This is a genomic window from Sphingobium sp. CECT 9361, from assembly GCF_918741285.1.
Taxonomy (GTDB): domain Bacteria; phylum Pseudomonadota; class Alphaproteobacteria; order Sphingomonadales; family Sphingomonadaceae; genus Sphingobium.
The window spans coordinates 37,459-50,118 of record NZ_CAKKNC010000015.1; the positions used below are offsets into that span (position 1 = coordinate 37,459).

Below are 12,660 nucleotides of genomic sequence, written 5' to 3' on the forward strand. Positions count from 1 at the left end.
CGTCTTATAAACCACCGCTATTGCGCTCGGTCGCCTCCAAAAGTGCCGTTTGCCTGGTAAGTGCCATCGACACTGCGGACTTGAAATTCTCCGATTGTCGCGCCAGGCAGCGCTCGTGCGGTCGGAACATCCACCAGTTCTCCGCTCACTTTAGCTTGTCGGCTGTCGACCAGTAAAGACGTTCCGCCGTAGGCCAAACCCGTAGTACCGGATACCGCCAGCGGAATAGCCTGGAAGGCGCGCGCATCGAAGGCCAGGTCCATCGTACCTGTCCTCGCATTCAAGTCCCATTGCTGGGTGAAAGACCCGACCTTGACGGCCGCACTTGCGCTTAGGTCTGAAAGCACTGTGCCTATCGCATGTCCGCTGAAACTGACCGAACCCCTTATCGAAGAATCCGCGCCGACGTCGGCATTGTTGCCTGTAAATCGTTTACCTGCGACCCAGGTGGAGAGCGCGCTGTGGTTGCGACGCTCTGCCCCGGATGGGTCTGAGGGCAAGACATCACCAAAAAAGAAGCCCCACTGCAAATGCTGATACGAACCGATTGCTGCGCCTTGCGTGCCAAGGCCAGCCTTTACAGCGTCACCGGCGATCAAGGCGGCATTGCCTCCACCTGTCGTGCTCGCTGCCCCATATGCGCCATCTTTTATGAACGTGCTGAGGTCGCTTCCGGATCCGAAGTTCATGGTTCTGGCAGAACCGTCATTATAACTGATGCTGGCAGCGACCGTGTTGGCCACCGGATTGAGCGTGAGGTCCGAAATGGTGCCGAGATAAGGTTGCACCGTTACGCTTCCTGTCGTCCCAACCTTTTCGATGGCGCCGGCGACATAGCCTTGGAAAATAGCCGACGACGCCCCGTTAACCGTGTCGGCATCGCTTTGGCTGCTATATCCTGCAGCAAGTCGCAGGTAGCCATATTCGTCGGAGCTGCTGGCGCCGAGCTGACTGGCCTTGCCAGTAACAAGGCTGGACGAAGAATTGGCCGCACCCTCTAATACAAGGTATCCAGCATATCCGCTGCGCAATTGCGTGCCATTCCCCGGTTGCCAGTCGCGTCCGCCGCCGATTGCCGTTGCCGTCAGCGGCCCCGCGAACAAGGTAGAGGCTCCACTGGTTGGTTGGCTCGATCCGATTGTCGTCCCCTCCAAGGTCACCTTTGCACGCGGATCGCTGACGTTGATTGCCAAATTATCAGGGGGAATATCGTCATCGGGACCAGAATATGAATCGTCCTGGTAGGTTGGAATGCGGTCTGGGTAGCCGGCATTGTCGTAGACTAGCGTGCCAAATGTCGCCGATACGGACACGGAGGTTCCGTTAGCCGATGTGCCAAGATCGGCGTGGAACAGGCGCGACGTGGAAAGGTTTCCACCCGCCGCCGGGTTGGCTACAAGAACATTGGTCTGGACGATGTTTGCGATGGGTACGTCGCCAGCGCTATTTTGCGGCAAAAATGCCCGGAAATTGAGAGTTGATGTAGGCTGTCCAGTAAGTTGGACAGCGTCCTGCGTAGACAGTCCGCGGCTAAGGCCGAAGGTATCGATGGTCGCCCCGCCGGTGCGTGTTTTACCGACGTCGCCCGTTGCAAATAATATGGACCGGCCAGCCTGATCAAATATCTGCGCAAAAAGAAAATTGTCGAGCGCACGGCCCCCCAATTCGTTTTCCGCGCCTGTGCCGCCGAACCCGCTCCGCAACGTGACAGAAGAATGTGTGCCGGTACGTGAAAAGCCATTGCCGCTATCTGCATCGACAATATCCACGGTTATGATGCTGTCCAGGTAATCCGTCAGCGAATTTTCTACATCTTCGAATGTCGTATAATTTTTGTTCGCAAAGAAATCACTATAGTCGTTTTCATCGAACGAATTGAATGCGTTGGCTGCGACCTGTGAAGGCAAGTTGGACGTGCGAACGATCTGTCCGTCAGCCCCAAGCGCGTTCAAGGGCAGATAAGCCTGACCGAAGAGGAAGCTGCTGAAGGAATCGAGCCCAATAGTGGCGCCCAGAACGAGGACATTGCTCTCCAGATATCGGCTTTTATCCGGCACCTCCAGGTCGATCATGTAGACTTCGGTACTGCCGAATTGATCGCGCCGTATCGTCCGGCCTTGACTGTCTTCGTACCCCAGGCCCAAGCCCTGTGTATCGGTAAAAGTAACACCGCCGAAGGTTATCGAGACCGGAGGATCGAGGCCGACACCAGGGGTTATCGTATCGGGCGTTATCCTCACATCGATAAAGTCTCTGATGTCGTTGAAACCATTCAAAACAGACAAACCTGTTGAGACGGCATAGCTGATGTCTGAATTGCCAAACTTGGGAAGACTGGCGAGACCTGCCGAACCATAGTCAAAACTGCCGGACGGTAGCAGCCGGCTGGTTGTCAGCGACCGGGCGCGACTTGCGTACGCGCCAGTGCTGCCTCCCTCTCCGTTGAACCCGGCGCCGTAATCCGTGATCACGAAATTCTGTGCCACGACAATATCGTCCGCGTTATCGCCCGTGCTTCCGCTTCCACTTGACGCGACCACGCCCGTAGCAGGTAAGCCAAGCGCAAGCGCGCCTCCGGTGGAAACACCTACTGGCGTATTGCCGAACCCGATGGGCGTCGGTGTCGGTGTCGGTGTCGGTGTCGGTGTCGGTGTCGGTGTCGGTGTCGGTGTCGGTGTCGGTGTCGGTGTCGGTGTCGGTGTCGGTGTCGGTGTCGGTGTCGGTGTCGGTGTCGGTGTCGGCGTTGGTGTCGGCGTTGGTGTCGGCGTTGGTGTCGGTGTCGGTGTCGGTGTTGGCGTTGGTGTCGGCGTTGGCGTTGGCGTTGGCGTCGGCGAAGGTGTTGGTGTTGGGGTAGGCGTCGCGTCCTGTGAGGCTACCTCGGTGCGAGTCAGCGATCCATCGTCGCTCTTTCTGGCGAGGGCTTCTGCTTCAGCGTCCGAGCCGCCTAGGATCCTGGCCAGCCCCCCAGACGTCAGGCCGGGATTGACTGCGCTGGCGTCCGCAAATGCTTGCCCTTCAGGTTGCCGTCGTGGGCCCGAAGGGCTTCCGTCAGCGGACGTCCTGAGCTCAAAGCCGGGCCGCACAATCTCTTGTGTCTGTCCAGCGCCACTGGCAACCAACGGTCCACCAAGCAATAACGACGCGCGATCGCCTCCGGGCTCACGACTTATAAACATGCCCCCCGAACTGAGACGGAATGTCGTACCTCCCGACTGAACAGTAACAGGACCGCTGGCAGCCGCGTTTCCTGCCATAAGCCGCACCGATCCCGACCGTAGCGTGAGGGAAAGTGTCCCTTTTCCGTCGGCAAAGACATAACTGTCGATCACGATCTCGGATCCCGGCGCCAATACTATCGAGCCGCCGTCCGATAGCATGATCTCCAATGTCTCGCCCGCCTTGGCGCGCAGCGGTTCGGCCGTTGCCGTTGATCGTTCGATCCGGACGACCGTCCGCTGGGCTTCGGCCTTGAGCTGCTGCGTCACGGGAGGTGTGTCGGCGTGTGCCGGAATGGTCGCCAATGCAGCCAGGCACGCGCCGGACATCAGCACCCTCAATGCTGTTGAAGTGCGACGAAAACGGAATGGAACAGCCTGAAATTCAGTCATGTCGTTTTACCTCGGTTACACAAGGGCGTCAAAAACGGTAGCTAACGCCAACCGCGCCAAGGGTGTTCTTGTAGTCGTAATTGGGCAGATTGGACGTGTTCCAGACTTGCGAGCCACGCAAATCCATCGACAGCCTCTGGGTCATTGGAATGCTGAGCAGCAGCTCCAGATCAAACCTGTCTTCGTCTCGCTTTTTCAAAGCATCGACCAGGGGATCGGCGGCATCATAGTCGCTGCGTCGATAGCTTCCGTTGGCGCGCAATAATACGCTCTTCGCCCCCGCTCCGAAGGCATACAGCGCTCCCACCTGGCCGCCAAAGGTTGACCGGCTCCAATAGCTGCGATTGGCATCAACATGTTCGAACAGGCCGCCGACGGTCACCCGCATACGGGCGGAGAGCTGTTGCGTCAGATCGAGCGAACCGCTCGTATAGGTCCCGCCTTGTTCTTCTGCTGTCGGACGGCGACGGGAATTATGAAAATCGCGTTTCTCAACGGAGATCTGCCCGGCGATGTTTGTGACGATAGACGGACGAAAGAGAAATTCGATACCGCCCCCTAGGGCTCCAAAATAGCGTGCATGTCCCAGCGCGAGGAACGTGCCCGTAACGACCGGACGAATGAAACCTGTCGGTGCATTTGCTGGTCCCGTAAAGAAGCGCGGCCCGATGCGGGCGTTCACATATGTCGCATCCAACTCGGTGGTGTCATTATAATTGGTTTGCGAGAGAGCCATGTCGGCGACGATGTCGTTTCCGCGCTGACTGTTAAGGCCATATCGCAGCTGCAGCGAACCGCCCAACGAAGCAGAGACGTCCGTTCCGCGCGGAATATTAAGGTCGTCACCTGATATGATTATGGGAATGCCTCCAGCGCCCGCCACGCTGACTGCACCAGGTGAGCCATTTGGATTAGATTGTACCTGCGTCCCGGCAAACAGACTGCCCGATAGCGTGAAGCCGCCCAGCCCTCCGTTGGCGCTGCCCAGGGCAATCCGCGCACGCTCGCGCGCCAATCCCGGCGCATTAGGCGAATTCACTGCTTGGCGCAGATACGACTTGGCAAGATCGACATTGCCTGCCCGCAAATACAGCAGCCCCAGTTCCAGTTTGACGTTGTCGAGATCCGGGTTGTTCTGCAAGACCCGTTCCAACGCCGATATCGCACCGACAATGTTTCCTGCCGCAGCCGCGTCTGCGGCATAGCGGAAAGACTGTTCGGCATCATCGGCATTGATCTTGGCAGCCGCAGTACTGTCAATTTCCTGAGCGTATAAGCCACTGGAACTAAACAATACTGCCATAACCGCGGATACACAAACACTGCCCCCAAATACGCGCCGCACCGAGCTTCCTTTCATATGGAACTGAGCACAGAAACGGTCGCGCGACCCCCCGCCGACTCTTTTAGCCCTCGCCTTTGCGGCGATTTCATTAATCTGTAGATGAGAATGTAAATAATTCGCAAGCAAGATCTTACAGTTTGTTTCTGGTTCATGATACGGATGGCAATGCGAGGACGGCGAACTCTCTCCCTTTTCTGCGCAGCGTGCTTGGCGGAACCCTCCGTCACATACGGTAATCCTGTTGATCTTATCACAGCAGCGCGTGAAAGTGCCGCCCGTTGCGACATCACCACGGCATATGGCCTGAGCGTCGCAGCGCTCGCCGAAGCGCAGGATCAGTGGCGTCCTGACGATGCGCGCTTCCTTATAGCCCATCAAGATATTGCCACGTTCGCCAATCGTGGACTTGATTTCAAGCGAGCCGAAGACAGTGCACGAATTGCGCTGGGTTTCGCCACGCGCAAGGCGACTCCAAATGCACTGGAAAAGGCGCTGGTCACACAGAATCTTGCAGTCGCACTGGCCGGGCAGGGAAAGCGCACCGAAGCGGCGATATTATTTGCACAACTCGTTGCAGAGATGGCCAAGTCGGGTACGCCCGAGATGATAGCCAATGCCGAGCTTGCCTATAGCGACTTCGAATATGGAGCCGGTCGTCCGTCTAGCGGTTTGCACCATGCGCAGAAGGCTGCAGCCGTTGCCGCAACGAATGCCATCGGCCCCGATCTAAAGGCGAACATCCTCCTTCGGTTGGCCGCTGCCTATCGCCGTGCTTTGCTGTTCGATAAAGCCGCACAGGCACTGGCAGATGCACGCCGTTTGGACAGTCGGCTGGGGTCGTCTGCTCGGATTGCATTGATCAATGCTGATGTCGCCTATGAGAAAGGCCAACTCAATCAGTCGCTCAACGCGATTAGTGACATCGAACAATCGGCCCCGGCCTTTGACGCTTGCGATCCGACGTTGATGGCCGACGTTGCACAGCGTCGCGGTACTTTACACATGGTCCGGCGCGAACTTCCCGAAGCCGCCGCTGCATTTACCACAGCGTTAGCCCTGCTGAGCAAAATCAAACTTAACGACAATCAGCGCAGCGGAGAAATCACCTACGGGCTTGCCATCATATCGGGAATGTCGCGAGACTTCGATCAATCTGCGCGCCTCTTTGATAGCGCGGGCGCTTCCTTCCGCAAAATTTATGGAGGCGACAGCGAAGCAGAAGCGCTCGTGCTAATGGAAAAGGCATTGATGCTTGGCGAAGCGCAACGGGGTGCACAAGCCGTCGCAAGCGCGCGTGCAGCTCTCTCAATTGTGCTGGGCAAGGTTGAGCAGGGGCCGCTAACCCGTGCTTACGCACATGCATCGCTGGGATTGTCGCTCCAAAAGACCGGCCATGTGGCTGAGGCGGAAAGCGAGCTGAAGATGGCCCTGTCGGCTTTCGAACAGGCACGCGGCGCCAAATCGTTCGACCTTGGGCCGGGACTGCGTGCTCTGGGCACAATGGCGCAAGATCAGGGTAATCTTAGAGCCGCGGAAGCATATTTCATGCGGGCGCTGACGATAGAAAGGCGTTGGGGTGGCGACAGCGCCCTTTCTTTGGGGACGACCTTATCGAACCTCGCGGGCGTATTGGAACGGCGCGGTGATCATGACCAGGCACTCGCGCGAAGCGCAGAGGCCGTCGAGGTGCTGCAACGCAGATTGGCGATCGGGGAAGCGCGCCCTTGGAATGACGCACAGGCTGAACGCATCGCGGCGCGTTCCATTCTGACGAATGATCTGGCGTTGGCGACGTCTGGTCTGAAGCCCGATGACATTAGCGAAGATCCGCAATTGGTAGCGCGCATGCTGGCGACGGCGCAACTCGCCAATGCCACCACAACGGGAGGCGCCATCGCGCAAATGACGTCGAGGCTGCAAACAGGCAATCCAGCGCTCGGCGCACTTCTTGGGCAACGCAATGATCTATCGGCAGAATGGCGCGCCATACAGGATGCGCTCGTTGGCAGTCTTGCGCAAAGCGCCGGCGACGATGACGGGATGCGGGATAGCTTACTGACGCGACAGCAGGCAGTTGCGACACAGTTGAGCAAAATCGATGGCCAACTCCTTGCCCGCGATGCCAAGCTCGACCTTCTGATCAAGTCTCGCGTCGTCACACTCGCTGCCATTCAGCGCGCGTTGAAACCCAGGGAAGCGCTGATCAGTTTTACGCCCGACGCCACCGCCACCTTCGTTATCGTGGTGACGCCCACCAGGACCCTGGCTTTTCGTTCCACACTTACGCAATCCCGGACTGCCGAACTGGTGGCCAGCGTACGCTCCGCACTTGACCCCAATCGCTGGCGCGCAGAGCTTCCGATATTCGATGTTGAAGCGGCTTATCGTCTTTATTCGGCGCTGATTGCGCCTGCCGCATCGGCATTAGCGGACATCGATGAATTGATCACGGTTACTGAAGGGCCAATGGCGAGCTTACCGCTTTCCGTTTTGCTAACCGCACCGCCGCCGGACATCATTGGCGACAAAGGCGAGTATCAATCCCTCCCGTGGCTCGTTCGGCGCTATGCCACAACGACCTATCCCTCAGTGGCGGCTATTGTCGCACTGCGTACTATGGCTGTCACCACAAACAGCACAAATACCATGTTGGGGGTAGGCGACCCAATTTTCCTCGGCAAGAAAGGCGGCAGCTTACAAAGTTCGCAAGTCCTGCGCAAACTCGGGCAAACCAGACTGGCAGATGTCAGTATTCTATCTCAGTTGGCCGCGCTCCCTGATACCCGTGCCGAGCTTACCACGATGGCGCAATCCTTTGGCACGGGGCGCTCACGCCTTATGCTAGGGATAGAGGCTACTGAAGGGGCCGTGCGCTCCACGCCGCTCGATGCGTACGGAACGATCGTATTTGCTACCCACGGTCTGGTAGCAGGGGAACTGTCCGGTTATGCCGAACCGGGGCTGGCTCTTACCCCGCCTTCGGTGCCTTCCGCATCGGATGATGGATTGCTCTCGGCTAGTGAGGTCGCGATGCTGAAGCTGCGCGCGCGATGGGTAGTCCTTTCCGCCTGTAACACCGCAGCGGGCGATGGCTCGCCAAGTGGAGAACCACTTTCCGGTCTGGCAAAATCGTTTTTCTACGCTGGCGCCAGGTCGCTGCTCGTCTCGCATTGGTCTGTCGACTCACAAGCAGCCGCCCGGCTGACGTCGCAAACAGTGGCGCTTGCAGCTAGCGGGCAGGCAGCAACAAGGGCGCTTCGCGATGCCGAGCTAGCGTTTATCAATGACGCTGACGGCAGTTATCGCACGCATCCTTTTTTTTGGGCCCCATTTGCCCTGATCGGCGACTAAAAGGGTATATTGTCGCCAGATTCCGCTCGCGCCATCTAGGAAGGGCAGGGGGCCCCACTGCATCGCAGGAACCAGTCCCTTGAGATGTCCTGCCTGTTTTAACGTACTGCTTACCCGTAGTCGAAAAATACTGATAAACTGTGACTTCTGTCTCCTGAAGCCAGCTTCAATGTTTGCAGTTGCGTGCGACAAGTTCGCGTCATGGCAAACAGCGGGAAGGGTAATTCGGCCGTTCAAAGCCGCGCTAAACTGTCCGCCAAATCACTCTGTTTGAAAGGCTTGGGCAGTCTGGGCAAATCCAGTGCAATGCCTTTTGCTTCTGCATAACCTGAAATTATCAGCACCCGGACCTCAGGCCTTACTCGGCGTGAATGCAGCGCAAGGTCAGTGCCAGTTATGCCCGGCATCAGATGATCTGTAACAAGCAAATCAATAGTTTGCGCTCCGTCAAGTAACTGAATCGCCGCCTCGCCGGAATTTGCTTCCAGGACCGAATAGCCCATCTCCCCTAGCATGTGCGCGGTGCTGGCTCGGACCAGGTCCTCATCATCGACCACCAAAACCACGCCGCGATCTTGCTGAGATATCGCCGCGTCTGGAACCGGCTCCGCCACCGGACAAGCGTCGGTCACGGGAAGCCAGAGATGGACTGTAGTCCCGCGGCCGATTTCGCTGTCGATAGCCAGGCCACCTCCTAGCTGCGCCGCAAGCCCATGCACCATCGAAAGGCCTAAGCCGGTTCCCTGGCCAATACCCTTAGTCGTGAAAAATGGCTCGATAGCTTTGGCGACTGTATCCTGGTCCATTCCCGAACCGGTATCGGCAACGCACAGAAGGACATATTCGCCCTCTGCAAGCCCAACCGCATTATTCCGGTGAACGGGGCGTTCCTCGACGCTGATGGTCAGAGTGCCTCCTGTCTCCATGGCGTCTCGTGCATTGACCGCCAGATTGAGAAGCGCCATCTCGATTTGGTTGGCATCGGCCTTGGCAGGCTTAAGGTCGTCGGCGATGTCGAACAGCACCTGGATACGCGGCCCACAGGTGCTTATGATCAGATCGCGCATCTCATTGACAAGCGTGCCCACGTTGATGGCCGTGGCCTGTAATGGCTGTCGTCGCGCAAATGCCAGCAGGCGCTGTACGAGGGTCCGCGCACGGTCTGCCGACTTTATCGCACCCTCTATGAGTCGCTGCTCGCGGTCCGTTCCGACACCTTTCCGGCGCAGGAGGTCAAGACTGCCGACTATCGGAGTAAGCAGATTGTTGAAGTCATGGGCAACACCGCCTGTAAGTTGCCCCATGGCTTCCAACTTCTGGGACTGCCGGAGCGCGTCTTGCGCTAATTCCAGCGCGCGGGTGCGCTCCTGAACACGATCCTCCAATGTATCGTTGAGACGCCGTAACCGATTCTGGCTCTCTTGCAGGGCGTTGTCCATTTTTCGGCGTTCGGAAATGTCGTTGAACAAGATGGCCACCCGCGCAGCGGACGGGTCGCCGACACGGAAGGCATAGACGTCGTACCAAATGTCGCCCAACGCCTTGGCGTGCTCCTCGAAGCGAGCATGGTCCCCCGTCTTGGCAACGGCGCCGTAGATATCGAACCAATGCTGCTCATGCCCGGGAACCATTGATCGTATGGACTTGCCGACCGCGTTCACCAGCCCGGTCTGGCGAACGAATGCCGGATTGGCCTCTACGAACACGTAATCGACCGGCATGCCTTGTGAATCAAAAATTACGTCAATGATGCAGAAACCGGCGTCTATCGATTCAAACAGAGACCGGTATTTGGCGGCTCCGCGATGGAGTTCGTCAAGGCGAGACCGCGCATCATACTGACGTCGTCGGCCTCGCAAGGCAGATTGCGCCAAACTGACAAGCGTAGTGGGATGAAACGGACGCTCAAGAAAGGTCACATTCCCAAGTATGTCGAGCAGCCTTTTGGCAGCAGGGTTCCTTTCAATCCCTCCGCCCTTTTGCGTTAGCAGAACAAAGGGAAAATCAGACCATTCCGGTTGCTTGTCCAGCCAGTGCGCCAAAGGCACAAGATTGGCAGAACGCAGGCCATCCTCGGTCATGAGCGCAAAACCCGCTCCCCTTTCAAGTTCCGATACCAATTCGTCAAGAGAGGAGGTTACAGCAGATGTAAGTCCTGCATCGCGCAGCAGAGTTGCTGCAATTGACGAATCCCGCCCGCCAGGCGCAAGAATGACGGCTCGCTCCGACAGAAGAAGATTCATTCGCGTTCGTCTTCGAGCAGAGCAGATTTTCCTTTATTACCAACAAAGGTTGGCACGCCGCGCAGTACGCCTTGGAAATCAGTCAGAGGCTCGCCAAGCCTGATCCCATAGTTGCCGATCCGATATTCACGGATGGTGTCTTCATGTGCGCCCGTACGCTTCTTGATGATGGAGATAGCGCGCCGTACCCGCCCTAAAGCCTCAAAATAGCGAAGGAGAATAACGGTGTCCGCCAAATAGGTAACATCGACCGGCGAGCGCATGTCGCCCACCAACCCATGCTGAGCGACAGTCAGGAAGGTCGTCGCCCCCTTGCGATTCAGATATTGCAGCATCTCGTGCATATGAAGGATCAGCGAATTTTCTTCAGGCATCGCCGCCTGATATCCGTTCAAACTATCGACTACGACAGTCCGCGCACCATGTGTCTCGACGCAGTTGCGAACGCGTTGCGAGAATTCCCCCGGAGACAATTCGGCAGCATCGACCTGCTCTATAATGAGGTCTCCGGCATCAACCATGGCTTGCATGTCAATACCCAGCATCATCGCGCGATCGAACAACAGAGTGATTTCTTCGTCGAAGACGAACATTGCGGCTCGTTCCCCCCGGGCAATTGCCGCAGTCACGAATGTAAGGACAAGCAAAGATTTGCCGGTGCCTGCCGGTCCTAACACCAGGACACTGGATCCCCGCTCTACGCCGCCGCCTAAAAGTGCGTCCATTTCCGCAGAGTCGCTTTTGATGACTTCGCGTACAAAAGCATTTTTGTGCTCGGCAGATACCAATCGCGGGAAGACGCGGACACCACCTGTGTCAATGAGGAAATCGTGGAAGCCGCCGCGAAACCGTCGGCCACGATATTTTATAATGCGAAGCCGACGCCGTTCGGATCCATAATCGGGGGCCAGTTCTTCAAGTCGGATCACGCCGTGCGCCACGCTGTGGACAGTTTTGTCGGCAACGTCCGCCGTCAAATCATCGAGCATCAGAACCGTCGTATTCTTTGTGGAAAAAAAATGCTTCAGCGACAGGATCTGGCGACGATAGCGCAGGGAGCTTTGTGCCAGGAGACGGATTTCCGATAGGCTATCCAGCACGACCCGGTCCGGCTTTATTCGCTCGAATATCTCGAAAATGCGCCGCGTCGTCTCGCCCAGTTCCAGATCCGACGAGTAGAGCAAACTTTGTTGCTGCTCCTCATCCAACAGACTTTCAGGAGGGACCAACTCGTGGACCTCGACCCCATCAAGATCCCAACCATGTGACTGTGCGCTCTCTCGCATCTCATCTTCGGTTTCAGACAAAGTTATGTGGAGCGACCGCTCGCCTTTTGCCGCCCCTTCCATCAAAAATTGCATGGAAATGGTTGTTTTGCCTGTACCCGGACTACCTTCGAGCAGAAAAACCCGGCCGCGGGTGAGACCTCCCGCCAATATGTCGTCCAGGCCTGCCACACCGGTCAGCGCCAGATCAGTCGATTTATTCACCATTTTAGCCTTATGTTCTCCCATACCGGCTACGACGTGAAACCGGTGCCAGCACAGAAATACAATCTCGTGCCAACTGAGATACGCTTAAGTGGCATTTTGGCTGCATCGGATCCATAAAAGCTCATTCTATCGCGCCTAGGCTCTTAGGCAATATAAGCCGTCGCTTTTGGACCATCCCGTTGCGTCCTGCCGGTACCGACGATGCATCCAAGAATGGCCAATATGTTGATTTGCCCGACTGCCTTGCTGGATTTGTGAACGGAAGGACCGGCCATATTGCACGAAGGGTTTACTCGCCATTTTTGTTGAAGGCGGGCATCGCCTCCGACCTCGTCGAGTGGGCTGTCGGTCTTTGGCAATCATCATCAACAGGAAACGGCCTGCGAAAGCAGCGACCAGGAAAGCGTCACTGATCTGAATGCTCGGTCTGCCGGAACACTTGCTCCCATCATTGCCTTCCAGGGTGAACCCAGAATAGAGGCTCGGCTACAGCGTCACTATCTCCAGCGTCCAACGTCGCCATTTCCGCACAATTTCGAAAGACTCGTCGCCCCGAGTTTTTTCTTCGACAGTCTCGCGCTGACGGAACCGGCGACATCCTCTCGCAGTTTGCTGCCTGC

5 protein-coding genes are annotated in these 12,660 nt (G+C 57.1%); 1 reads left to right on the plus strand and 4 read right to left on the minus strand.

Annotated features, from left to right (window positions below; genetic code table 11):
* Window positions 1-17: 17 nt before the first annotated feature.
* Both LQ220_RS18010 and LQ220_RS18015 read right to left on the minus strand, forming a co-directional pair.
* Entirely contained in the window at window positions 18-3,608 is a 3,591-nt protein-coding gene (locus LQ220_RS18010; protein WP_230189522.1) for a hypothetical protein, read from the minus strand.
* A 28-nt stretch (window positions 3,609-3,636) separates the two neighbouring features.
* On the minus strand, window positions 3,637-5,079 hold the full coding sequence (locus tag LQ220_RS18015; protein ID WP_230189523.1) for a tetratricopeptide repeat protein: 1,443 nt from the start codon (window positions 5,077-5,079) through the stop codon (window positions 3,637-3,639).
* Window positions 5,080-5,160: 81 nt separating this feature from the next.
* Between LQ220_RS18015 and LQ220_RS18020 the strand changes: the two genes are divergently transcribed.
* Entirely contained in the window at window positions 5,161-8,304 is a 3,144-nt protein-coding gene (locus tag LQ220_RS18020; protein WP_230189524.1) for a CHAT domain-containing tetratricopeptide repeat protein, read from the plus strand.
* A gap of 233 nt (window positions 8,305-8,537) precedes the next feature.
* Here LQ220_RS18020 and LQ220_RS18025 read toward each other — a convergent pair whose 3' ends face one another.
* Both LQ220_RS18025 and LQ220_RS18030 read right to left on the minus strand, forming a co-directional pair.
* The gene (locus LQ220_RS18025; protein ID WP_230189525.1) at window positions 8,538-10,547 is read right to left on the minus strand and encodes an ATP-binding protein; all 2,010 of its coding nucleotides are present in this window, start codon (window positions 10,545-10,547) and stop codon (window positions 8,538-8,540) included.
* On the minus strand, window positions 10,544-12,040 hold the full coding sequence (locus LQ220_RS18030; RefSeq protein WP_230189526.1) for an ATPase domain-containing protein: 1,497 nt from the start codon (window positions 12,038-12,040) through the stop codon (window positions 10,544-10,546). The genes LQ220_RS18025 and LQ220_RS18030 overlap by 4 nt, the downstream gene beginning before the upstream one ends.
* Window positions 12,041-12,660 lie beyond the last annotated feature (620 nt).